Annotated in this window: 18 protein-coding genes, 1 tRNA gene and 6 pseudogenes; 14 read left to right on the forward strand and 11 right to left on the reverse strand. The window is 33.3% G+C overall.

Annotation, left to right across the window (positions count from 1 at the left end; genetic code table 11):
- Nucleotides 1-202: 202 nt before the first annotated feature.
- Nucleotides 203-1,222 (forward strand): IS110 family RNA-guided transposase, encoded by a 1,020-nt coding sequence (locus tag EJB00_RS03480; protein WP_135352712.1) that lies wholly within the window; start codon nt 203-205, stop codon nt 1,220-1,222.
- 334 nt (nt 1,223-1,556) lie between these two features.
- Here EJB00_RS03480 and EJB00_RS03490 read toward each other — a convergent pair whose 3' ends face one another.
- Nucleotides 1,557-2,834 carry an adenylosuccinate synthase gene (locus tag EJB00_RS03490; RefSeq protein WP_135352806.1) on the reverse strand — a complete coding sequence of 426 codons (1,278 nt, stop codon included), beginning with the start codon at nt 2,832-2,834 and terminating at the stop codon, nt 1,557-1,559.
- Between the two features lie 182 nt (nt 2,835-3,016).
- On the opposite strand from EJB00_RS03490, the gene EJB00_RS03495 reads away from it, so the two are divergent.
- Both EJB00_RS03495 and EJB00_RS03500 read left to right on the forward strand, forming a co-directional pair.
- Nucleotides 3,017-4,558: a hypothetical protein gene (locus EJB00_RS03495; protein WP_015587701.1), complete on the forward strand. Its 1,542-nt coding sequence runs from the start codon at nt 3,017-3,019 to the stop codon at nt 4,556-4,558.
- A 126-nt stretch (nt 4,559-4,684) separates the two neighbouring features.
- A pseudogene (locus EJB00_RS03500) lies at nt 4,685-5,135 on the forward strand (DDE-type integrase/transposase/recombinase).
- A 74-nt stretch (nt 5,136-5,209) separates the two neighbouring features.
- Here the strand turns inward: EJB00_RS03500 and ubiH are convergent.
- Nucleotides 5,210-6,367 (reverse strand): 2-octaprenyl-6-methoxyphenyl hydroxylase, encoded by a 1,158-nt coding sequence (gene ubiH / locus EJB00_RS03505; RefSeq protein WP_135352944.1) that lies wholly within the window; start codon nt 6,365-6,367, stop codon nt 5,210-5,212.
- 20 nt (nt 6,368-6,387) lie between these two features.
- Nucleotides 6,388-6,456: pseudogene (locus EJB00_RS06665) on the reverse strand (N-acetyltransferase); the annotation flags it as partial.
- Nucleotides 6,457-6,472: 16 nt separating this feature from the next.
- On the opposite strand from EJB00_RS06665, the gene EJB00_RS03515 reads away from it, so the two are divergent.
- Nucleotides 6,473-7,645, forward strand: coding sequence for a multidrug effflux MFS transporter (locus EJB00_RS03515; RefSeq protein WP_015587699.1), 1,173 nt, complete (start codon nt 6,473-6,475; stop codon nt 7,643-7,645).
- A 429-nt stretch (nt 7,646-8,074) separates the two neighbouring features.
- Here the strand turns inward: EJB00_RS03515 and EJB00_RS03520 are convergent.
- Nucleotides 8,075-8,903: pseudogene (locus EJB00_RS03520) on the reverse strand (Mur ligase domain-containing protein); the annotation flags it as partial.
- A 26-nt stretch (nt 8,904-8,929) separates the two neighbouring features.
- On the opposite strand from EJB00_RS03520, the gene EJB00_RS03525 reads away from it, so the two are divergent.
- Nucleotides 8,930-9,598, forward strand: coding sequence for a septal ring lytic transglycosylase RlpA family protein (locus EJB00_RS03525; RefSeq protein WP_015587697.1), 669 nt, complete (start codon nt 8,930-8,932; stop codon nt 9,596-9,598).
- A 274-nt stretch (nt 9,599-9,872) separates the two neighbouring features.
- A pseudogene (locus EJB00_RS03530) lies at nt 9,873-10,621 on the forward strand (IS256 family transposase); the annotation flags it as partial.
- A gap of 163 nt (nt 10,622-10,784) precedes the next feature.
- Here EJB00_RS03530 and EJB00_RS03535 read toward each other — a convergent pair.
- Together EJB00_RS03535 and EJB00_RS06150 are read right to left on the reverse strand one after the other, a co-directional pair.
- Nucleotides 10,785-11,219, reverse strand: a complete 435-nt coding sequence (locus EJB00_RS03535; RefSeq protein WP_135352946.1) for an NUDIX hydrolase — start codon at nt 11,217-11,219, stop codon at nt 10,785-10,787.
- A gap of 737 nt (nt 11,220-11,956) precedes the next feature.
- Complete coding sequence (locus EJB00_RS06150) at nt 11,957-12,112, reverse strand: hypothetical protein (protein ID WP_158673917.1); 156 nt, start codon at nt 12,110-12,112, stop codon at nt 11,957-11,959.
- Between the two features lie 328 nt (nt 12,113-12,440).
- Between EJB00_RS06150 and EJB00_RS03545 the strand changes: the two genes are divergently transcribed.
- From EJB00_RS03545 to EJB00_RS03555, 3 genes are all read left to right on the forward strand, one after another.
- Nucleotides 12,441-12,995, forward strand: a complete 555-nt coding sequence (locus tag EJB00_RS03545; protein WP_158673918.1) for a hypothetical protein — start codon at nt 12,441-12,443, stop codon at nt 12,993-12,995.
- A gap of 828 nt (nt 12,996-13,823) precedes the next feature.
- Nucleotides 13,824-14,849, forward strand: a complete 1,026-nt coding sequence (locus EJB00_RS03550) for a TomO hydrophobic C-terminal domain-containing protein (protein ID WP_015587694.1) — start codon at nt 13,824-13,826, stop codon at nt 14,847-14,849.
- A gap of 351 nt (nt 14,850-15,200) precedes the next feature.
- Nucleotides 15,201-15,977, forward strand: a complete 777-nt coding sequence (locus tag EJB00_RS03555) for an enoyl-ACP reductase FabI (protein WP_015587693.1) — start codon at nt 15,201-15,203, stop codon at nt 15,975-15,977.
- 61 nt (nt 15,978-16,038) lie between these two features.
- Here the strand turns inward: EJB00_RS03555 and EJB00_RS03560 are convergent.
- Together EJB00_RS03560 and EJB00_RS03565 are read right to left on the reverse strand one after the other, a co-directional pair.
- Nucleotides 16,039-16,696: pseudogene (locus EJB00_RS03560) on the reverse strand (IS6 family transposase).
- Nucleotides 16,697-16,837: 141 nt separating this feature from the next.
- Entirely contained in the window at nt 16,838-18,034 is a 1,197-nt protein-coding gene (locus tag EJB00_RS03565; protein ID WP_015587692.1) for an OTU domain-containing protein, read from the reverse strand.
- Nucleotides 18,035-18,126: 92 nt separating this feature from the next.
- Between EJB00_RS03565 and ychF the strand changes: the two genes are divergently transcribed.
- On the forward strand, nt 18,127-19,221 hold the full coding sequence (ychF, locus tag EJB00_RS03570) for a redox-regulated ATPase YchF (RefSeq protein WP_135353077.1): 1,095 nt from the start codon (nt 18,127-18,129) through the stop codon (nt 19,219-19,221).
- Here the strand turns inward: ychF and EJB00_RS03575 are convergent, their stop codons facing one another.
- A complete protein-coding gene (locus EJB00_RS03575) occupies nt 19,222-20,739 on the reverse strand; it encodes a hypothetical protein (protein ID WP_015587690.1) in 1,518 nt (505 codons plus the stop codon).
- A 146-nt stretch (nt 20,740-20,885) separates the two neighbouring features.
- Nucleotides 20,886-21,809, reverse strand: coding sequence for a class II fructose-bisphosphatase (gene glpX / locus EJB00_RS03580; RefSeq protein WP_015587689.1), 924 nt, complete (start codon nt 21,807-21,809; stop codon nt 20,886-20,888).
- Nucleotides 21,810-21,922: 113 nt separating this feature from the next.
- On the opposite strand from glpX, the gene EJB00_RS03585 reads away from it, so the two are divergent.
- Entirely contained in the window at nt 21,923-23,257 is a 1,335-nt protein-coding gene (locus EJB00_RS03585; RefSeq protein WP_015587688.1) for an ankyrin repeat domain-containing protein, read from the forward strand.
- Between the two features lie 49 nt (nt 23,258-23,306).
- Here the strand turns inward: EJB00_RS03585 and EJB00_RS03590 are convergent.
- Nucleotides 23,307-23,380: transfer RNA gene (locus tag EJB00_RS03590), tRNA-Arg, on the reverse strand.
- A gap of 151 nt (nt 23,381-23,531) precedes the next feature.
- Here EJB00_RS03590 and EJB00_RS03595 point away from each other — a divergent pair.
- The 3 genes and pseudogenes from EJB00_RS03595 to EJB00_RS03605 all read left to right on the forward strand — a co-directional run.
- Nucleotides 23,532-24,269 (forward strand): ABC transporter ATP-binding protein, encoded by a 738-nt coding sequence (locus EJB00_RS03595; protein WP_015587687.1) that lies wholly within the window; start codon nt 23,532-23,534, stop codon nt 24,267-24,269.
- 140 nt (nt 24,270-24,409) lie between these two features.
- The gene (gene tatA / locus EJB00_RS03600) at nt 24,410-24,577 is read left to right on the forward strand and encodes a twin-arginine translocase TatA (protein WP_006013840.1); all 168 of its coding nucleotides are present in this window, start codon (nt 24,410-24,412) and stop codon (nt 24,575-24,577) included.
- 133 nt (nt 24,578-24,710) lie between these two features.
- Nucleotides 24,711-25,202, forward strand: a pseudogene (locus EJB00_RS03605) (exopolysaccharide biosynthesis protein); the annotation flags it as partial.
- Nucleotides 25,203-25,249 lie beyond the last annotated feature (47 nt).

Raw genomic sequence — 25,249 nt, forward strand, 5'->3', positions numbered from 1 at the left:
GCAGGTTGGATATTTTTCTGAAGCACTTTCTGCTCTTATATGAAGAATAGAAAGAAGACTTCGTAGGAGAGATTAACTGCCCCTGCCACCGAAAATCATCGTGAGGCTCACAAAATGTGATGTGATGACCTCGTATAGGAGTTTGGAACAACTGGCAATATTCTACTCTGATATATTGAAATATGCAATTGGAGGAAAAAATATGCGTCACATTGGAGTTGATTTACATACCAATAGTTTTACTGCTTGTTACTTACAGGAAGGGAAACCTGAGCATATTCAAACGTTTCGCTTAAAAGACTTGGATAATTTCACCAAAGATCTTCAAGAAACAGATGAAGTAGCCATAGAAGCAACAGGTAATAGCTGTTTCTTTTATGATGCAGTTTCACCTTACGTTAAATGCATAGTAATAATTGCTCCTGGGCAGTTTGAAGTTGTTCGTCGCTCTGTGAACAAAACAGATAAGCATGATGCACGAGCTATTGCTTTCTTTCTCAGCAAAGATATGTTGCCTGAGGCAAGGTGCAAAAACAAACAATGCCAGCAGTTAGCTTCTCTTCTTCAAACGAGAGATCAGTTAGTAAAGTCACGGGTATCTTTAATCAATAAAGTTCATGGTCTTTTTAATTACCATGGAATAAAAATTAAAAAAGAAGTACTTACAACTAAAGTAGGATTTGAACGTGCTACTCAAAAGCATAATTGGGATCCTTTAGAAAAAGTTGAAATTGAAGTGATTAGCTATCATTTAGAAGCTATCCGAGAAAGCCTTAAAAAGCTTGAAAAGGAAATTATAGCTTTCGCTAAACAACTTCCTGGGTTCAGCAATCTTATCAGCATAAAGGGAATAGGTCCAATTTCTGCAGCTGTTTTTATTGTAACAATTGGAGACATTAATGATTTCCGTAGACCTGAGAAACTTACTGCATATTTTGGAGTTGTACCAAGAGTTTCTCAATCTAATCAGCAATGTACAATTGGAAGAATTACCAAACGAGGGTCAAAAATAGCGCGTACTTCTTTAGTTCAATGTACTTGGATTGCTGTACGTTACAGTCCTTACTTGAAAAGCTTTTATGAACATATAAAAAAGAAGCGTGGTTCTGCTAAGGCTATAACTGCTACTGCTAGAAAATTTCTTATAACTATTTTCTACACTCTTAAAAATAACTGGGTTTTTAAAGATTTTACAAAATTTGAAATTTCTATTGGACAATAATCATAGGAGATATTATCTAATTGTGAATATAACTCTTTGAATGTATGGTAGATAAGTGTAGAGTAATAAACTTCCCTATTCAGTGAAGTTGGTCCTATACAAAAATGCTTTTCAAATTGATCACCTATTTTTCCTGCATCTACTGCTTTATCTCCCTTAGTCAAACCTGCAATCATAATACGCCTCCTTTAACTATGTTTATATTATAACAATCAACATGTATTTAAGAAAAATCACACTGCTCACTGTGCGTTTACACTGCTACTTTGCATAATAGATTGCTTGAAGTCACACAAGTATCGTTTTTTATTAGATAAAAGTTAACAAGGCGTTTTCATAGATTTTTAAGCTTAATAACATCCTCTCTATTGGGACTAGTTGAAATTAGATGAATTGATACGCCTATTAATTCTTCTATTTTTCTCACATATTTCATCAAATTTGCAGGTAATTCCTTAATTGACCTTTTGCCTTGAGTTTTCTCTTTCCAACCAGGAAATTCTTCATATATTGGCTCTAATTCTTTTTGTATTGAATGTGATGCGGGTAAATAATCATACATTTTTCCGCCATACTTATAACCAGTGCCTATTTTAATAGTATCAAAAGAATCAAGAATATCTAATTTGGTTAATACAATGCTTGAAACTCCAGAGAGTTGTACGGCCTGGCGCACTAAAACTGCGTCAAACCATCCGCAGCGCCTTCTTCTATTGCTTACTGTTCCAAGTTCCTTACCTATAGAAAATAAGCTGTCTCCAATCTCGTTATTTTGTTCAGTAGGAAATGGACCATTACCCACTCTTGTGGTATACGCTTTTGCTACACCAGTAATGTGCGCATTGTAGGATAATCCTGAGCCTGTTATCGCTTGAGATGCTACGGTATTACTTGAAGTAACAAAAGGGTAAGTTCCGTGGTCGATATCTAAAAATGCGCCTTGAGCGCCTTCAAATATTATTTTCTTACCTTCTTTCATAAAATCATTTAGTATCTTCCACACAGGTTTTTTGTATAAAAGAATTTTTTCTGAAATCTCTTGAATTTCCTTTAATATTTCTTCTTTTTTAACTACCTGGTAGTTAAGTCCTTTTCTGATAGCATTATGGTAATTCAGGAGAGCATCCACTCTTTGATTGAGCTCATCTGCGTTTTCTAAGTCACAAAGGCGTATAGCTCTCCTGCCAACTTTATCTTCATAACATGGCCCTATCCCTTTGTTTGTTGTACCAATTTTGTGATTTCCGTTTAAATCTTCAAATAGCTTTTCCTTGTCCTTATGTACGCTAAGTATTAATGGACAGCTCTCGGATACCATCAAGTTGTTATAGTTTATGTCCATTCCTTTAACTTTCAATGACTCTATTTCTGAGACTAGAGCATGCGAATCAAGAGCAACACCGTTTCCTATAATAGATATTTTGCCTGTTCTCAAAACAGCAGAGGGCAGTAAATTTAATTTATAAACCTCATCATTTATTACTATAGTGTGCCCTGCATTATTTCCTCCCTGAAATCTCACAACTACATCTGCATTCTCAGAAAGATAATCTACTATTTTACCCTTGCCTTCGTCACCCCATTGCAGACCAACAATTACAATATTATTCATCACTATTTTCTAGATTAATACGTAAATATTAATGCAGCATGCTACAAATGAAAAGAGAAATCTACGCCTTCCCTATATTCTTAAAATAAAGAGAACTATATTATCGATTTTCTTAATATATTATCAGATTATTCATCATTATATAATATAATTTACAATATTTTTACAGTGAGGTGTTAATTATGAAAGAGGCAAAGGGAAATAATAAGAGTCCAGCAGTTAGATTAAAGACCACAGCTAAAGAGTTCGATTTTAATAAATTAAGAGCAGATCAAGCTAATAAATTAGCAAATTCTGGTGAAACAATGTTCTTAGATTTTCAAAGGATGAATTTTATTATTAACGAAAAAGAAATAGATAAAAATTTTATTATTGCACTTAAGGAAGGAGCTAAAGATTATAAAAATGAGATTTTTAACCGTGATAATTTTGATAATCTCTCTGAAGAAGGTAAAGCTTTTATGGAACCAGTACTTAGGGAGCTTGATCAAGATAGACTATCTGAAGTTTGGGAAAATCATTGTAATAGCCCTACAGTTGCTGATGAGAAAAAAATTGATGAATATAGAAAGGAATTTGAGAGATTTTATAACGCAGGGAGAAGCTCTTATCATCTATTCTCCAAAAAAGATTACCGTGCATTAGCAAAGGAAATTTTCAAAGAAATGTTTAGATACGCTGAAGCAAAGGTTCCAAGTGATGCTATTTTAGAAGAGTTAGTCACCAATTGTAATCAAGCAGGGTATGGGGCTGGTATATTTAATGAATCTCATGCCGCACTCAGTAGTTGTAATTTAACTCCACACAGTCCTAAAAAAGCGCTAAACATTTACTGCACCGACCACAACCGCATAAAAGTGACGTCTGATATGGCAATGCCTATAACCACGATTGACAATCCGGAAGAGAAAATGTGTGACCTATCCAGCTCATTAGAATTCACACTTGAATCTCAAGATAGCAAAAATGGTATAATATATAAAGAAGGTAAGTTATCACTTACTATTCCTGAAGGGCTAAAAAACTATAAAGATAATGGCAAGAGCTTGTTTGACATTATTAAAGAATATTTTCAGAAATTCTGTGCAGAACTAGGATTTAAATATGAGACAAAAATACAAATAGAGCATGATTTAGGTACTCAAATCAAAGTAAATAACTATTTAGATGGTACGATATCAACCATAGGATCAGATGCAAATGAAGAATTTATTAATCTTTTAAGCAAAAACCTCAGAGAGAAGTTATTGGAATCAGGAGTTGCTCTAGGAGGTGAAGATGTTGATGATATTATTGAAGTCAGAGTATCTGCAGTTATGGATCTACTGCGTGATTATACTAAATTGGAAGATAATAAAGAAAACAGAGAGTTATTAATAAGTGAAGTAGCAGATAATTTAGGGCTTTCCACTCAAGATAAAACAGCATCAGAAGTATTGATGGAATTAAACTCTTTACCTTCTTCGATAAAAGGTCAGGTTAATCATAATCAAGTGCAGTTTGTTGTAAATATTTTTACCAATTTAATTGTTGAAGGAAAAAGCGAAGTATACAAAGAAAAAAATGCAATTAATGCAATTGATGCAATTCATCAGAAGATAGATAAGGCGATTGTTGAGCAAGAAAAAAGAGCAACCAACAAACAAGATATAGAAAATGATAAATGGACAGACAAAATAAAAAAACAGAGATTATCTATGGAATCACATGGGCATTTGCATTAAAGATACTGTGTACAGAGGCGTATTATGCTCAATTTTGCCTTTCATTTAAAGCACTCAAATTGGTTCTGTCCCATTTGTAGGGAAGTAGAAAGAAGAATGATATAATTGTCTAAAAATAAAGCAAAGATGTTTCGTATCAATCAAAAATTATTGCCATATTTCAAAGGATTTAGCTTTTCAGCGATGTTATCTGTATACATGAAATGTCGATTCTCTTTGAGCTATCGAGATTTGGAAGAAATTATGAGTATAAGGGGAGCAAAAATTGACCATGCTACGTTACAAAGTGGTTTATCACCACTGATAGATTAGGCAGTAAGGAAAAGAAAGAAGCAGGTTGGTAGTAATTGGAGAGACCTACATTAAATTAAACGGTAAATGGGTTTATTTATATAGAGCACTATTGGTAATACTGTAGACTTCCTCTTGTGTGTTAGTAGAGACAAGTCTGCAGCACTCCGCAAAGATTACTATTACAGGTATAGAAAATATTCGCATGATTCAGAAAAAACAAATTATCGGAGCTAATGACAATGTTTCTACTTTTGAGAATTTTGCTATGTTAATGGCTCTATAACTCCTATAATCTCAGCTTTAATGATCTTCTTTTCTATGGTTTATAGATGCGACAAAATCAAGAAATCTAATGATTTATATAAACCCCATAGCATGTCGAACGAAGCTTTTTTTAAGAAAATCTGAATTTTCAACTACCATTAAACCAAGATTGCTCAGAACTTTAACGCAAAGTATTCTGTTGGAAAATATTCTATTTAGTCCATCAGTTGCAAGTGCCATAGTAAAATTATCAAAGTATCTATCACGTGAAATTTTCTTCAATAGATAATTACTGCCAACATCAATGCCAGAGGATTTTGCAGCAGTTATTTGTCTAATAACACTCTCTACATCTCTCATTCCAAGGTTAAGTCCTTGACCTGCAATCGGGTGGATTGAATGTGCTGAATCGCCAATCAGCAAAATTCTGCTTTTATGAAGCTTCCTCGCGAAAGAAAAACTCAAAGGATAAAGTCTTCTTTCACCCTCTAATTCAATTTCTCCCAAATAAGAACCAAATCTTTTTTTGAGTTCTATGACAAATTCCTCTTCGGATAAGCTCATCAGCATTTTTGAAATTTCGCATTTTTCTGTCCAAACTATTGAAGAAGTATAGCCACCTTTCATTGGCAAAATTGCAAATGGACCACTAGGAAAAAACCTCTCTACAGCTAAGTTTTGGTGATGTAATTCATGTTTTACATTAAATACCATGCTATTTTGTTTATAATCAAATTTTATCATTGGTATAGAAAACAACTCTGGCAACTTAGAGTTTTTACCTTCAGCACAGATAAATAGTGATGATATCAATTTTTGATCATTATCAAGAGTAACTTCCATGTATCCTTTGTCACAAGAGATTGTTTTATAGGAACGTGGAGAATATATATTGAGTTTATGCAAAAAATTGTTATTGATTGCATTCCATATAATAGCGCTCTTGATTACATAGCCCATTGGCTCTTCACCAACCATTTTATGGTCATAATGTACAGTAAATGGACTATCTCCATCTAATATGCATATATCAAGTATTGGTTCAGCTTCGCCTTCTAAGAGCCGCCAAATCCCTGATTTTTCTAGTATTTTTTTTGATCCTTGAGAAATAGCGAATGCTCGATTATCATCAACTGCACGTGGTAAATTATTTTTCTCAATTACGGCTACAGATACAGAGTCATTACTCAGGCCAATAGCAGTAATAAGACCAATTAGTCCACTACCTGAAATGATTACATCGTAATTCATTTTATTAACCTAAAATTACATTCTACCCATTTTAATAATAGTGAAAAATGTTCTTCCTTCAACGCTTTAAATGTGATATTTTTATTCATTAATTAAAGATTTTAAGTGTTACTACCGTTTTTATTAATTCTATCTCTAATTTCTAAGTTCATTGAAATTGATATTTCTGTACCTAGTTTTCCTGATATAGTACGCTATTTTAACGTACCGGAAGGCACAATTCAATTAACTATTGCTTATAATTTTTTAGGCGTTTGCATAGGAGGGTTATTTTTTGGTCCATTGTCTGAATGCTATGGCAGAAGAAGGATGATGATCATAGGCAACACTTTGCTACTCATCGGTGCTGTTGGCTGTGTTTTTGCGCTGTCAGTTTCTTGGCTTTTAATCTCTCGCTTTATTCAAGGCATTGGTGTTAGCACATCTGTAGTTGTATTTGCAATTATTGCAGACAGCTATAAAGGCAACGAAGCAGTAAAATTTATTGGAATCATGAATTCTATTATCACAGTTCTCATAGCAATTGCACCAGTATTAGGCAGTTTCATCAACAAAATTGTTGGGTGGCGTGGCAACTATGCAAGTGTTGCAATACTTTGTTTCATCTCTTGGGTTTTGCTGCTTTTTCTGTTACCAGAAACAAAAAAGGACCGTGATATTTTTAGTCTAAAAAAAATGATGAAAGACTATAAAAAATTATTATCAAGTTCAAAATTTATGATGTTGTCTTTGGCACAGAGCCTTTTTTCTGCGGCTTATATGTCATTCATTACTTGTGGCCCTTTTTTGTATATGGAAACTTTTGGTTTATCCAGCACTATTTATGCGCTACATCAAGGTGCAATGGTTGGGTCTTTCTCACTAATTAGCCTGTTTTCCAGTAAGATCTTAAAGAAACTTGGAGCAATTTGGTGTGTAATTTCCGGTACAGGCGTAATTGCTATTGGATCCCTATCACTTTTAATATTCAGTATAATCATGCCCAGTGCTTACTACTTAGTAACGCTGTCTATGGTTATTTTTTGTATTGGCTGTGGAATTTGTCAAGCAGTCATTTTCAATGCATCATTAAATATTTTCCCTGAAATGAAAGGTACAACTTCTTCTGCAATTTCATTTATTAGAGCTTCTATCATGGCTATTTTTATCGGCTTAACAAGCTACGTTTACGATGGTCAAGCAACCAGTGTAGCTATTCTTGTTTTTTTTGCAGTAGTTCTAATTTACTGTCTATTTATTGTTTTCAAGGTCTGGAGAAGATCTATAATCACCATATAGATCCTTCTCATTTCTAGTTATTGCGGTAATATGTATTGTAACTTTGCCGGCTGCTCTAGATGTATCTCTTCCAAATCACCTAATCTATATTAGTTAAAGAGTATTATCTTGCTCATGCGTCTAAAGTTTGAGAGCCAATTTTCAGCAATCCAATCAAATTCCAATTTTTTTCAAACAACTGTTTCTTGCTATTTTTGTACCTTAAAAAATTTAGCTTACTTTTACGCTAGCTTGTTCAAATAGCATTAGTACGACTTACTTTTTTTGAATGTAGAGATTTTTTAGGGATTGTCCTCTTAAATTCTATAGTATCTTGTTTAACATTGAAACGAGAATCCAGTTTCAAGCATTGAGGTGATGAAGAAAGGGCTGCTTTTATTCCACCCCTCTCAACTACTCGAGTAGTGGACAATGGAATACGATTACTTTCGTTTATACTAATCAGCACGTCAAATTCTATGCTATTATTGTGTTGTTTGATGTTGCTAGCTCTAATTTTACCATTTCCAAACCCAAACGTTATAGAATTACTCTCATCATGATTGATGTCTGCAGAATCAGGCAAAATAGCAAAATTCGCGTTGTTTACAAATCGAGAAAACGCATTTTTGATGTCGTTAAATGTACCGTAATGGTCTATATGGTCGTCATTAATACTTGTTACAACAGCAATATCTGCAGGAATTTTTAACATAGTTCCATCAGACTCATCAGCCTCAATTAAGAAAATGTCACTTTTGCCAAGTTTTGCATTACTCTGATAGGAATTTAATATTCCTCCAACAATTACAGTGGCGTCAGCACCAGAATGATCAAAAATGGAAGCAATCATAGCTGTCGTCGTCGTCTTGCCACTTGAACCTGAAACTGCTATCACATATTTACTTTTCATAATTTTAGCCAGCATGTCTGACCTATGCAAAACGGTTTTATTGTTATTTCCTGCTGCAACTAGCTCCACATTATCAGGTTTTATTGCGGAAGAATGTACAACTATTTGAGCTTGTCTAATACTACTTGCATCGTGACCAATATAGACCTCTATACCTAATTTTTGTAACCTATCTATATTGTCGTTTGATCGCGTATCACTGCCTTGAACTTTATAACTGGAATTATGAAGAATTTCAGCAATTGCGCTCATTCCAATTCCACCTATACCGATTATATGTATTACTTCTTTTTTAGTGCTGTGCATATTTGGCAGTAGACGTTTACTTATTACTAAATTTATTATAGTATAATTTAAAATCCTCATGGTATCGAACCATTTCACTAAGTACAATGATAAAAAAACTAGCCTTTCTATGTCTAATATTCGTTTTGATGAGTAGTTGTAGTTTTAGAAATAGGTGTAATCACACTGCAGGTCATTATAAAATTGGCAATAGCTATACAATAAATGGTATCACCTACCACCCAAAATACTGTAGCTGTTACGAAGAAGTAGGAATCGCATCGTGGTATGGAATAGAAGATCATGGCACAATTACAGCCAACGGTGAAGTGTTTAATCGTCACTTGATTTCTGCAGCACATAAGACCTTGCCCCTACCCTGCTTTGTTCGTGTTACTAATTTAGAAAATGGAAGGAAGCTTGTTATAAGAGTTAATGATAGAGGGCCATTTGTTAAAGGTAGAATAATAGACTTGTCAGAAAAAGCAGCACAAGTTTTAGGACTTCATAAGTCTGGGCTTGCGAAGGTAAAAGTCGAGTACTTAAGAAAGAGGTCAGAACAATTGATACAAAATACTCCTCATTACAAAAGGCAATATGAAAAAGAAATGCAGAAACGTCACCCAAAACAAAACAATGCAGAAAGTAAGGGATATGTAGCATTTTTTGTAAACGCTCAGGTAGCTAAATCAGCTGCATCAAAGCTTCGTAATCAAGGAATAGAAAATGTTAGATTGCTTTTCAAGAATGATCAATATTGCGTAAAAGTAAGTTAAAACCTGCATTACAGATTGTGTAGCATGCCAGAAACTATTTGACAAATGAGAATGTTCCAAAAGCATGTGCATCAAGTTGAGAAACTATCGTGAAATATAGCAATATTTAAGATTGGTATTTTATTTGTTACATTTCAGGTAGTGACAGCTACCTCAGCTATAGCTGTAAAAAATAATCTACCACTTAAGAAATTTCATTAAAAAAGGGAGTGTTAAATAAACTGTGTCAAACCAAGAAATAAAAATATAATTGATATAAAAATGGAGGTTTGACATGAATCAAGTAAACAGAACTACCGGTTTGGTAGACTATAAAGAACTGGAAGCAAATATTCTATCATCGATAAGAGAAGGAAGGCCGCTGACGGGAAGAGATGGAGCATTAACACCGTTTATAAAAAGTTGCTGGAAGCAAGCCTGGAAGGTGAGATAGAAAACCACTTGTTGGTTGAAAGTGGAGAAAATAACCGAAGAAATGGTAGAAATGCAAAAACTTTACGTACAAGTGCAGGCTCATTTGAGTTGTTAACACCTAGAGACAGGGAAGGAAGCTTTGAACCCCAAATAGTTAGAAAAAGACAAACAAGCCTACATCCAGAACTTGAAGCAAAGGTTCTTAAGCACATTTGCCAGTGGCATGGGATACAGAGATATAGCGTCACATATTGAGGAAATTTACGATCACAAAATATCAGCGGTAGAGATATCAAGTATTACTGACAAACTGCTACCAGTAATCAACGAATGGCGTAGTCGTCCGCTGCAGTCTGTATATCCGATAGTTTTCATGGTTTTTTAAAGTCAAGGAGGACGGGCATTGTGTAAGTAAATGTATGTATAATATATTAGGTATAGATCAAAATGGCAGAAAAGAAGTATTAGGTTTTTATTTAGCTGAAAGTGAAGTTCTGATTGGGAGTACTAAATGATCTCAAAGAGAGAGGAGTGGAAGATATTCTAATTGCATGTGTAGATGGGCTAAAAAGCTTTCCTGCAGCAATAAACAGTGTGTTCCCTAATGCATGTATCTTATAACATAATTTAGTATATTAATCAAGAGATTAATAGTAACTTGCATTCATGAAACCCGATCGGCTTCTATGTTAATTTGTAATAATTTAGATTTGATCTGATAGATTAGTTGTCACAACCTATATGAATCACACACATAAATTTATAAAAATCATTACCAACCTATTTCACTGAGAATAATTCCACTTTCAAAGCACTCTATTCCTTGTTTCATATATTGAACAATGTTACCTGGAAGATTGCTGATATTAAAAAAACGTAGCTCTCTACACTTATTTGGCTCCATATTCTTTATCTCATTGTGCCATTTACAACACTTAAAGAAAAAATCAATGTAGTCTGGTTTGTGAGGATAGTGAATGATAGACGTAAAATTTAAATCACTTTTTTTTATGTCAATTTCCAACTCTTCTTTAGCCTCTCTTATCATGGCAGATGTAACAGATTCCTCCGGCTCAAGATGTCCAGCTATTAATCCCCAACAATTTCCACTCAATTCAGTATTGTGCCTTAGTGAAAGCAGCACTGAATTTTCTTTTATTAACAGAAGATTTACAGAAACATGAACCTTGTGGCGGTTATTATTCATGAGTGATTCCTTATGATATTTAACAATTGCAACCTTACCCAGGTGGTATGAACAAGTGCTGCTTGGTTAACCATCTTTCTACTCTAGTTAGTGTACTAAATTGTCATTGTCAATAACTAATTCTTTTATCTTTTTCCAAATCTTCATAAGCTCTGTGGACAAAATTTTAGAGAAGCCATATAAGAGCCTCAACAAAATCTAGAAAACCCATAAAAACCTCAGATGTTTTGTCAAATCTGGGAAAAATACGCCTAAAATTTTTAATTTTACTGAAAAACACTCAATCAAATGACGTTCTTTATAAATGTGCTCATCGTAATACCTTTGCACTTTTCGATTTCGTTTTGGGGGCTGTACATCCCTTGCTTTCGAGACTTGCAACAAAAACATTGCTATCGTAGCTTTTATCAGCAACTAAAGTAGTATTATAGACATTTTCAGTTAATGTTGCTGCTGTGTGTAATCTCATTCCTTTGATCAACAGTTAGAGCAAACTTAAGAGGATTTCCAAGTGCATCAATAAGTGCATGTATCTTAGTTATGAAACCACCTTTGTTTCGCCCTAAAGCTTCTTTCTCCTGGGAGTGTTTTGTATAGCCAGCTGAACATTGGTGGATCAATTATAACAGTTTCTAAATCTGACCCTCGTTTTGCGTACTCCAATAAATTCTTCCAAATATCCCTTTCGCACCACCTCTTAAATCGTTTGTGTATACTTCTGTAATTGCCATAGCTTTTTAGCAAAAGCCTCCACTGTTTGTGCCATATGCCACACTGCTTCTATTTAAACGTTTTTCGTCTTTGCTATGTATTCCTTTCACGCTTTTTATGAATTCTAAAATTTGTTTCCAATTTCTTTCTTTTATATAATGTTCCATTCGTAGTTTTTCCATTCTTATGCTCATTAGATTGAACTACCTCTTTTTTTTCTTTTCTCTCTTATTTTTTGTCCACAGAGCCTAGTGATGCTAGAATTTTTTTTGCGTAAGTTTCAGTTTCAAAACACACTACAAAATTTTTGGTTTAAATTTTTTTCAAACTATAAGTCCAACGTATATCAGTAAATAGAATAGACAATAATTAAAGTACCTATATGATGAGAAAAAAACTTTTCTTGTTTCATTCTAGCTAATGTTAAAGGTGTATATTGATTTTTCATGTAAAATTTTAACCTTCACTCTTTTTTTTCATTTGCCACTTCTTGCAAAGGAAAAACCAGATATGTTTTACGATCAAAACAGTGGTTTGCAGCTACCACTACCTAGTAATATGATTATAGGTGATAATAATAGTGCCCTGATAACTCATTACAAAAGTGATTCTCTCATAAAAGACTCAAGAAAAGTTGTCTCATTCGAAATTGATAAGTCTGATATCTACCACTATTACATAAGAGGAGATGTGCTAATTAGCAAGGGTGATGTTTCAGAAGAAACATGTTATAGTAGTTACCCAACATGTATGAATTACGAACGTCATGTTAACAGTACAGGAAAAGTGTTACCAGATAAAATATTGATAAATGGATATCACTTTATATATCTTCATGCAAGTGAAGGTGCAGCAGGTACTGCTTATGATACATATATATACAGAGGTATGATTGATGACAAGTGTGTTTTTTTTGACATTTACTCACGTCAGGTAAATCCTTATAACTACTTAGATACTACTGGTGATGTATCTTCAGTACAAAATGCATACCACTCTTTTAATAATGATATTGAAACTGTAAATAATATTATAAGAAATACAAAGTTTAATATTAATAAATAAGTTTATTAATAGGTAAAAAATAGATCATTCGCTGTCATTTTTATGAAAGGTCACATTACCTGTGGGTTAAAGTAAAGGATAGAGCCAACCCATAAAGCCAAACTCTGAGTATTATCATACAATCATTCGTTGAATAAAAAAATACTCTACCCTCTTATGCACCATAACAAGTTAGCCTCTAATATATTTAGGATATATTATTTCACCTTTAAAACTTGTCAATTACTATTGTAGAAAATTTTTCTAACCCAAAGTAGTTTACGGCAAAAGCTTCTCAATAGAATGAATGTATAACCTTTTACTTATTTTTTAATTTTGTTTTTGTCATAAGCGTGTCTTAATTCTTATCGTAAAATAAATTACTACTAATTTAGTAGTATATATCGCTAATAAATTAAGTAACATAGCCATTTCCAATGGTCAAAACCAAGTGCGGTGAGAACTCTTTTTCTTGGGATGCGTTGGTCTACCAAATGATACATACGAACTTTTTTATATAACGATTTTACTATACCGCAAAACTAGCTATAACAGCCTACTTCAACCACATTTACATACGAACTGATTTGCTTAGCTTTGTTGCAGCAATTTTGCGTTTTTACTTTAATAATACCATTTCTATTTAAGCTGTTCTCACAAAGGTACGTACCTTTTTGCGATTTTAGAAAAAGTAAATAAGTGAATTTTGCTTGATGCTAGAGAAGGGGATATTTTTGCTAAAAATTGTCTTTCAATCTACTTACATAGAATAGTCTTATGTTTCTATCATTTGACTTTCAATCTCAAAAAAGTTAATATTAGAAAATGAAATACGAGGGGTGTTCTTTTATGCCTAATTTAGCTAATACATTTGTTGATGACATTACACCTGCAATTTATGCATATAACCAAGAATTAAGTAGGATATCTTATAACCAGTTTGTGTTTGCATGTAAGCGGTGTTTATCGATATATTCTAAAGTAATAGATGATATTGAAGAAGAATATAACCATCTCAATAATGCAGTTAATACTGGGCAGACTATAGATGATATATTGAAAAGACTAGATCAGATCACAACAGTACTTAATCAATTTAATGAATGTCAAATTGTTCATACTAGTACATCATTCATTCCTATTGTGCTGAAGTTAGAGAGAACCATGAAAAGTGATGTTGACACAAACGCTGAAAAACTGAAGCAAAACAAAAAAGAACTAGAATTATTAAAGGGTATAATTGCCAACCAAGAAGCTGGTATATTAATTCCTAAGATACAAGAATTAAATAATAGAGCAAAATTATTGCAAGATAATATAAGAAATTCTTGGATACAGGTAGTTATTACAAATGAAAATGTTGAAACACTAACTTTAGAACAAAAAAGTAGCATTCAAGGGAATAGCAAGCAGCTTACTAATCCAGATAACGAAGATGCAACCCCACTGTCAGAATTTGATGCAGAAAATCTTTATCTGCCACAAAGTGGTAAAAATAATTATCATGATTCACCAACATCAATAACACCGCCTCCAATAATCAGGAAAGAAACTGAACAAAATGATACTAAAACTAATAAAAGACGGCTTAATAAGTCATGTAATAGAAGTACTACTATAACACAGAGTACGCAAGGGAGTAAGGTGCCTATTATAGCTATAACATTTATAGCCATAACATTAGCAACGATTACAATACCTGCTGCACTCATTGCACATTTCGTTTTCCAAGCTAGCTTATTAACAATAGGAATAATATCAGGGATTGGAGCTTGTTGTCTTATTTTTGCTGCAATCATATACTATTGTAATAAGCCTTCAAAGTCACTTGAGAATAGCAATGCTGAAGATGTAGTGAATCAAATAACAGTGTAAAATTATAACTTAAGGGGTAAGAAATATAGCAGGAGAGTTGGCTTTGTTACCTATGAAAGGCCGGCTATACAAGCAACTTATTGAAGATCTTATTTTTTTTCAATCAATTTATCCAATTTAGTAAGAGTGTTAAATTTACGGTTCTGTCATATCTATAACTCCTATAATCCCAGCTTTAATGATCTTCTTTTCTATGGTTTATAAATTCGACAGAATCCTTAAAATATCTCTAATTGTAATTATAATGAGGTTGGAAATATGCGGAAGTAATTTTTATACGTTAGCTACAGTTAAAACATAATTGACTTTGCCTAGTTAATATTTCAAATTATAAAAAAGGCAAATAATTCTATGATATTGCAGGGCAAAAAAGGGTTAATAACCGGAATAATAAATAAGAGGTCAATAGCATATGGTATAGCAAAGACCCTCTCAGAACATGGAGCTGAGCTTGCAATTACTTATCAAAATGAAACAATAAAAGAGAAATTATTACCAATAGCAAGTGAATTAAATGTAGAGTTAATATTGCACTGTAATGTTTCAAATGAGGAAACTATAGATAATGCTTTTAAGGAAATAAAGGAGAAGTGGGGTGCTATTGATTTTTTGGTACATGCAATAGCATTCTCCGATAAAAATGAGCTAAATGGTAAATATGTCAATACTTCACTAAATAACTTTATTAATGCAATGCATATATCGTGCTATTCTTTTACTGCTTTAGCGCAAAGAGCGGAAAAAATGATGTTAAATGGCGGTAGTTTACTTACTTTATCTTACTATGGTGCTGAAAAAGTTATGCCAAATTATAATGTGATGGGTTTATGTAAAGCAGCACTTGAAGCAAGTGTAAAATATATAGCATGTGATCTCGGACCACAGAACATCAGAGTAAATGCAATTTCTGCTGGTCCAATCAGAACTTTGGCATCTTCTGGAATAAGTGACTTTCACTCCATATCGGAATGGAATAGAATTAATTCTCCACTTAGACGCAATGTTACAATAGAAGATGTTGGCAAGGCAGCACTATACTTATTAAGCGACCTGAGTAGTGGTACAACTGGAGAAATTTTACATGTTGATTCAGGGTATAATATTGTGGGAATGAAGATAGTAGACTAATAGGTTCTGTCGCATCTATAAACCATAGAAAAGAAGATCATTAAAGCTGGGATTATAGGAGTTATAGAGCCATTAACATAGCAAAATTCTCAAAAGTAGAAACATTGTCATTAGCTCCGATAATTTGTTTTTTCTGAATCATGCGAATATTTTCTATACCTGTAATAGTAATCTTTGCGGAATGAAAATTTTTAAAACTAAGCATAGGCTTTATTCGCTTCTTGATAAACCTATCAACAATATTATTTAGATATTTTATTTGAAGAACTGTAATCTTCAGAAATTTCTGCATTCAAATCATCAAGAGCAGCAGTATTACTGCCGCTTTTATCAATGACAATTTTCTCAGGAAGATAGTTACTCCTGAAGGCTTTACGAAAGAATGCAAGTGCTGCAGACTTGTCTCTACTAACACACAAGAGGAAGTCTACAGTATTACCAATAGTGCTCTATATAAATAAACCCATTTACCGTTTAATTTAATGTAGGTCTCTCCAACTACTACCAACCTGCTTCTTTCTTTTCCTTACTGCCTAATCTATCAGTGGTAATAAACCACTTTGTAACGTAGCATGGTCAATTTTTGCTCCCCTTATACTCATAATTTCTTCCAAATCTCGATAGCTCAAAGAGAATCGACATTTCATGTATACAGATAACACCGCTAAAAAGCTAAATCCTTTGAAATATGGCAATAATTTTTGATTGATACGAAACATCTTTGCTTTATTTTTAGACAATTATATCATTCTTCTTTCTACTTCCCTACAAATGCGATAGAACCGTTAAAAATGAGCATGGCTTTTACTATAGAATGCCCCCTATAGAAGTATATAGACTATGAAGACTTATCTTACAGGTTATGGTACGTGTTGTTGATAAAATGTTTTTTCTACATGTACTTTTTCCACACTGCACCTTCTTGATAAGACTGGCTCCTCAAGACATTTTATACGTTGTTGTACATCATTAATGCACTGCCCTATAACATCACCAATTTTTCCATCAGCATTTTTTGCCAATAACTCATCAAATCTCTTCTCAACTTTTGCTCTCTCAGAAATGTTTTTTGGAATATTACAATATTCTAAAATCTCATCTATCTGAAACCGTTTTGCTAATAGGAAGTCTTCTTGTTCTTGAATTTCCTTAGTCTTAGCTCTAGAGTAATGATTTCCTTCAAGATATATTGTTTCTCTCTCTTTACTACCCCATAACTCGTCATTTAATTTATAACTCTCACGATTCAATAACTCATTTAGTTGATCATTGTTTATCATTTCAGGGTTTATCATTTCAGGATTGGGTTCAAACTTTTGTTGTTCCTCTCTACCATCTACTTCACAATGGACATTAATTTCAATATTAGCTAAAGAAGCTAATACCTGAACTTCTTCAATGAAAATAAAATAATTTGGTCTTTCTATTGCCTTAAGGTAAGCTTGGTAAAGTTTAGATTCATTAAGAAATGAGCGTGTAATAAATTCACTGTTATATTGGTCATCGTACTCATCTTCACTATGGTTATTAAGAGTTTCTGCATATTCTCTTAAATTAAGCATAGCTTGATCACACGGTATATTAAGTTTGCTAACAACTTTATTCACTAACCTCTTCACATTATCTTCAACATTTTCAATTTTCCTTTTTGTTTGCTCAACCAACTCCTTTATTTTATCAGACTCGCCAGTTAAATCTCCTGGCTTGTTCAAAAACATATTAAAAACTTTTTCTAGCTGACTCCTTAAAGAATCTGGCATATTGTGATCATCTAAAGACGTAAATTGACTTAAGAATTTGTGCCATTCCATTCTCATATCTTGTGCTCTTTCAGCTTTATATGGACCGGAGCTATTATCACCAAACACTGCATGGAAAAAGCAATTGCCATCACCTGTAGTACTATATTTAACTACTTGACTGCTAGAGAGTTTTTGCTCCACATCACTAACAGATCGTCCTATAACAGGATAAGGAGTTATTTCTTGTCCTGAATTTTTGAATCTTTTTAGACTTTGAACATCAGAAAAATCATTTGGTAATTTTCGTTTTCTCATATTTTTACCTTCACTTAAGCTAAGCAAGTAGATAATTAAAGTATAGCAAAAATTTTTAAATTATGCAATAATTATAGCTTTAAATAGCAAATATGAGCTTTAACTGTGGCATAGTTGGACTGCCAAACATAGGAAAATCAACCTTATTTAATGCGCTTACAGAATCAAGTGCAGCTGAAGCTGCAAATTATCCTTTCTGTACAATCGAGCCAAATGTTGGCAAAGTGCCAATACGAGATCAGCGTTTGAAACAAATCGCAGCGATTGCTCACTCAGAAAAGATAATCTACAATCAACTAGAAGTTGTCGATATTGCAGGCTTGGTTAAGGGTGCAAGCAAAGGTGAAGGACTAGGAAATAAATTTTTGAGTCATATCAGAGAAGTTGATGCCATTGTTCATCTGCTCAGGTGCTTTACGGATGACGATATCAGCCATGTAAACAGTAAAATAGATCCAATATCAGATGCTGAAATAGTGGAAATGGAGTTAATTTTCGCTGACATTGATAGCATAGAAAAAAGGCTACCTCAACTTGAAAAAAAAGCAAAGCAAGGCGATAAAGAACTAAAGAAACAACTTGAGTTGACTCAGGAAGTTTTAGCTACTTTAAAACTTGGTAAACCTGCAAGAAGTTTGAGAACCATGGACGAAGCTGAAATGAAGTCACTTCAATTGCTGACAACAAAACCTGTTATGTACGTCTGTAATGTTGAAGATACTAATATCATAACTGGTAATGAACTATCTAAAAGGGTGGAAAAAATGGCGGAAGAAAATAAAAGTAAATTTTATTGCATTTCAGCAAAACTTGAAGCAGATATTGCAAATCTTGATAATGAAGAGGAAAAACAGAATTTTTTATTAGAATTTGGCTTGCAAGAATCAGGACTTGATGGAGTAGCGCGTATTATGTATGAAGTGCTGAGTATGATAACTTTCTTTACTGTAGGGCCAAAAGAAGCACGGGCATGGCCAGTAAAGATAGGATCAACAGCTGATAAAGCAGCAGGTGTAATTCACACTGATTTTGAGAAAGGCTTTATAAAAGCAGAAACGATAAGTTTTGCAGATTATGTAAAACATGGAAGCGAATTAGCTTGCAAAGATGCAGGCAAAATTCGCTTCGAAGGCAGAGACTATATAGTGCAAGATGGTGATATAATGCACTTTAGGTTTAATCTGTAATTAACGATCATATGCCCTATACTCTGGGTTTGATTTTTCTTCTACAGATACCCCTTCTAGCCTAGTCTTAGGACGAGAAAGATACTTAAGATCATATCCTCCTCCTATACACCCTACTTCTAATTCTCCTAGTTTTAGTGAATCAAACGAAAAACTAACCGATGGTACAGGTACAGCAGCCTCAAGTGTTACAATCTCCTCCTTTTGCGATTGTACATTTTGCTCCAGATATCCTTCTAAAAATTCATGTAAAGCTTTATCTTCCATAATCACATCCTTATTTTGCCTAGCTAATTCTAAAATTTCCTCTACTTGAACATTTTCACCATTAATAGTTACCTGACCAATCTCAATGTCACTAGGATTTACATTTAAACTAATAAAGCAGTTAACAGAATTACCTTTCTCATCTTCTGCACTCCACCTAATTTTCATATTGCATGTTGCATCTTTTGCAAAGCGGTAATTTCTTTGTTGCTTATCATTCTTTTTAATCGTTACAATTAGTTTACCATCGCTGTATATTTTTGCTCTTTTTACCTCATTTTTATTTCTTTCCATCCTTTCAATTTTGTTAGTGAAAAGATGGCTTGTTTTTAAACTCTTTTCAGGTTTAATAATATTTACACTAAGATTATCATAATGATTAACTTCTTCATTTTCGCCTGACCAATAACGTCCATCAAAAAAGCCTACTAGACCATCTTCTTTTAGAAATTCTTTTGCATCATTCATCCCTTCTTCAATTCGAATAAGATATCTACCTAACCTATTTTCAAAATTCTTTTTCTGATCTTCATTAGTAAACTTCTTATCTAATATATTCATTATTTCTTTTTGCTGACTCAATATCGCATAGTTAAAAAGAAAAATATCCCTTTTTTTTCGATAATAATTTGCTATTTTATCAAGTGGATCTGCCGGCTGGCCGCTATTATAATTTACATAATCATTAGGGTCTTCACATTTATTATCCTTAAAATCGAATCTCAAATTTTTAAAATCTGATAATACTTCTTCTGCCCTACCTTTAAGACACTGAAGTGTATTTTGGAGCTTTTCTCCACAACTCATTCCATCTTTAATCCTAGAATAAATATACTCACCCAATCTTTTTCTAAACTCTTCTTGTCTTTTGAGATCAGGAAGCTTATTATCTAATATATTGATTATCTCCTTTTGCTTGCTTAACACTACATAGTCAAAAAGGCCTCTCTCTTTTTTATACTTCTCTGCTATTTTGTTAAAACACTTACTATCATTATAATCCAATTTTTCGAAGTCTTGGAGCACGTTTTTTACATCATTCTCACTAAATTGAAGATTTGTTTGAAGAGATGGGTTAGTTATATTCTTTCCACTTTGATCATCAGGTAAAACACATTGAGAATTTATTTGAGTGGGTGGGATAGCTAAACTTTCTTTGCTTTTTAAAGAAGAATTATTATTTTTTTTAGGCGGTGAGTTTTTCTCCTCAATACTGAAAACATTTAAAAAATTAAAAATGCGACCAAACATTTCACACCTCTTATACGTAAATAAGCTTAATTATAACTTAATGCCAAATGTTGTAAAGCTAAAATTAACATGTAAATTCATTATTTTAAGACAATTATAAGTATCTTCCTTCTATAAAAATTTTATAATCCGCACATGACAAATGTTTAAGATATTGATTTTGTTTGTATTTTTATTACTTTACCAGGCAATATTATTAATGAATTAGTCAGACAAATATCTTGGCCAAACTTTACTCCATCCACAAACTCTCCATTTGTTACTCCAGTTGCAATGAACACTGATTCACTTTTTGCCATGTCTTTCACGGTGTAGATTTTTTCTGGGTCAGTGATATTCAAATTTTTTGCTCTTTCTTTTAATTGATCCGTGTCAAATATTAATCTTCCTTCTATCTGCCCACCGATTGAGCTTAGCGCTGCTGCTGCAAGCACTCCTTCTGGAGCTCCTCCTGTGCCGATATACATGTCGTGATTGCCATTTATTAGCGAAACTATGGCTGCAACATCACCATCATCTATTAATTTCACTTTTGCTCCTAGCTTCCTAATTTTTGCTATTAGTTCATCATGTCTTTCACGTTTAAGTACAATTACTATAAGATCACTTGCTTTACATCCTTTTGCCTTGGCTAAATTGTCCAGATTCTTCTCAATCCTATTTTTTAGTGAGACTACACCCTCTGGGAGATTTTTTCCCACTGCTATCTTTTCCATATAAACATCAGGTGCATGTAAAAAATTACCTTTTTTTGTTGCAGCAAGAACAGACATTGCCCCTTGTTTATAATGAGCGCAAATCGTAGTGCCCTCAAGTGGATCAACAGCGATGTCAATCTCAGGGCCACTTCCTGTGCCAACTTTTTCTCCGATATATAGCATCGGTGCTTCGTCCCTCTCCCCTTCCCCAATCACAATTGTACCATTTATTTCCATTGAGTTTAGCACCGTACGCATTGCATCAACTGCAACCTGATCAGCCTTTTTTTCATTACCAAGGCCTGCCAATTTATATGCAGCAAGTGCTGCAGCTTCGGTTACTTTCACTAACTTATAGGCTAAATCTTCCATCATTTACTCGAGAATCATAGATCAATATATATCATGCTATTTGAGACTGCAAGATTCCTTGACTGACTTTGATGAAGTTGGTATGATAGAGCATTATAATAGTAGGTTTAATTATGTTGTACAGTCAGGAAGAAATCAGGGAATTATGTCTAGATGCAGATAGCTTTTTAATTAATGATAATAGGTACAACAATAAAATCACCCTTGAAAGCTTTCAAAATAGGTTAAGAAGAAAGGCTAAATTTAAAGACATTGATTTGCAAAGTAAATGCGAAGGGAACAATTCATTAGGAGATTTGCTTTTAAAACTTGCATATGAAAATGACTACCTACGTGTTAGGGAATTTTTCCTTAAAAATGGATTCAAGCTTCCTGAGCAAGAACAAGTAACTGCTGATGAAAACAAGAAAAAGGAAGAGCAAAATACACCTAATGTAGAAGAAGATAGAGCAGAACTTAGCAACAAAAATGAAGATTATCAATTTTCTACTTCATACAACAAGATAAAGAAAATTGTAGCTAGCAACCCTAATATAACTGCTGAGAAGTTTTGTAATGAGCTTAAAAAAGAGAAAATAGATATAAAAATAACAAACCAAGATGGTTGGACTTTGCTTTATTATGCTGTCCGTTCAGAAGGACCTGGTATTATCGACGATCGCATTATATTCCTAAAGATTGTTGAGTTACTCACAAATTTAAATATCGGAATCGATTTTAAAGATACTGCTTCCAAAACTGTGTTGGGTACAGCTGCAATAAATAAACAAGCTGATGTTATAAAGATACTCTTGGATAGTGGTAAATTTAATGAAGAAGAAAAATTTAACGCTCTGCGTCTTGCTATTATCCAAGGTAATGTTCAAGAAGTTAAAGCATTTTTAGGTTATATAAATGCTGAAAGCAGAATAGCAGCTTTAGGGTTAGCTATGAATAATACACAAGAAGAAATTATTCATGTGCTTTTAAACTTTATTACATCAGAAACAACTAATGTAGAAGAAAATAGAGCAAAGCCTTGCAGAAGTAATGGGAACATTGATAATAGACCTGTAGCAACAGTGCCTCCAGTTAGTACTAACGGTAATAATAACAAAAATGAAACGCCTGTATCAACAAGGGCTGACCCAACTGTCACACCAAATAATGATAAGAAAGCTAACGGCTTTATAGATGCTCAATTTTCTCCACCACACAAAAAAGAAACTAAATACAAAGAAAGTTTCTACACCTCATTAAGGAGTGATGTTATTGGAGTTGTTATTACAGGATTGTTTGTTGCTACTGCTGTGATAGTTCCATCTGTAGCTGGTGCAGTAATTTGTGGTGTTGTAGCTGTCTTGGTTACAATAGTAACTGGATTACATGTAAAAAATTCTACATTGCCAAGTTATAGAGAGATGAAAGAAAATAAGGTTGAACCTGCAGAACTAATCAAAAGCGTTTAGAGCAATGTTGCAAATTTGTATTAGTTTCTTTCATTTTATTAAGATTAAGTGGGACTAGTGCGATTCGAACGCACGGCCTTCGGATTAGGAATCCAACGCTCTATCCTACTGAGCTATAGTCCCATGTCTTCTGCTATTTATGCAAAATTATAGCAAAAAGTCTCGCATTTTTCTAGGCACCCTGTACAATTAATTCACAATAATAAAAAATATTTCTGTATTTCTTGAATGTAATACTGTTATATTTAATAACACGATTCCAATTGAAAGATTAATGCTAGTTAACAATATTAGTTACTTTTATAGTAATCAAGATGGCTTTGCTTTAAACGATATAAACATTAAGGTAAAGAAAGGAAGTGTTGCCTGTTTACTAGGACATTCTGGTTGTGGCAAGTCAACAATTTTAAAATTAATTGCAGGAATAGAAAACCCAAAGTCTGGAACCATTTTCATAAATGATAGATTAGTTGCAAGTAACAAAGTATCAATTGCTATAGAGCATAGAAATATCGGATTGATTTTTCAGCATTCTGCATTATTTCCTCATAAAACAGTAATAGAAAATATAACTTTTGCTATTTGCAGTACTTCTAAGAAAGAAAAATACCTTACTGCATTGGAAATCTTGAAGCTATTTAATATAGAAAAATATGAAAACATGTACCCTCATGCTTTATCAGGAGGACAGCAACAATTAGTTGCAATAGCAAGAGTAATGGCGCAAAATCCTGATGTTGTTTTGCTCGATGAACCATTTTCTAATTTAGATGTACTGCTCAAATACCGAATAAGGCACCATATATTGTCACTTTTTAGAAGTAAAAATATTCCTGTACTCATGGTAACTCATGACCCACAAGAAGCGTTGAAAGTTGCAGATTTTATTTACGTGATGAAAAATGGTAAAATTATTCAATCAGGAGTTCCTAGCTACATATACCACAGACCTAAAGATGATACGTTAGCAAAATTTTTTAGTGAGCTTCCTTTTACTCTACAGCTAAACTAAACTTAATGTTAGGCTAAAACTATTATAAGATAATTAAAAAGTCTTGATTTATAATTCAATAAAAGTGATATAATTTATGTATCACTTGGCTTCAGTCAAGTTTTAATACCTAAAAGTTAATATTTTCAACGGAGGTACAAATGAGTTTAGGTCCATGGCAGCTATTTCTAGTCTTAATAATAATCTTAGTTCTGTTTGGTGCAGGTAGGTTACCACAAGTTATGGGTGATTTAGGCAAAGGCATTAAAAACCTTAAACAAGAACTTAAGGATTCAGAGAAACTATCATCTAATGAACCAGATCGTTAGCTTCCTTATGTTTCGTGACACGCACTTTAGTGCGTGTCATTTGTTTAAATAAGGCTAAAGAATTGAAGAGGTATGATTGAAGTACAGTAATAATTATGTTAGTTAGAAGTTATATTGTTATTAAAGGGTAATTGTGGAAAAAAGTGTGAAATTGACTGAAGATAAAAAATTGGCCTCTGATATTCTAAAAGAGGTTGCAGATACTAATAATAACGATAATGATAAAGTAACATTATTTGATATTAAAACAGCTTTACATGAGCGTGGTTTTGGTATTTTAATAATCATCTTCTCCTTACCACTATCAGTACCTATACCTGTTCCACCTGGCTATACAACCATTCTTTCTATACCTTTAATCTTATTTTCACTGCAGCTTCTATTTGGGTTTGATTCTCCTTGGATACCTAATTGGCTAGAAAGGAAATCTTTTCAACGTTCAACACTAGCTCTCGTGGTAGAGAAAACTTCACCTATATTAAAAAAAATAGAAAAATTCATGAAACCAAGAATGTCTTTTATTTTTCTTGGTCCGGGTGAAAAGATTCTAGCTTTTATGATGCTGCTTTGTGCAATAATAATAGCTCTTCCATTACCTTTTACTCACTTCCTTCCTGCAATTGGTATAGTAGAGTGGGCAGCCAGCGAGTTACTTGTTAAGTACTTTTCCAA

The organism is Wolbachia endosymbiont of Drosophila mauritiana, from assembly GCF_004795975.1.
Taxonomy (GTDB): Bacteria; Pseudomonadota; Alphaproteobacteria; order Rickettsiales; family Anaplasmataceae; genus Wolbachia.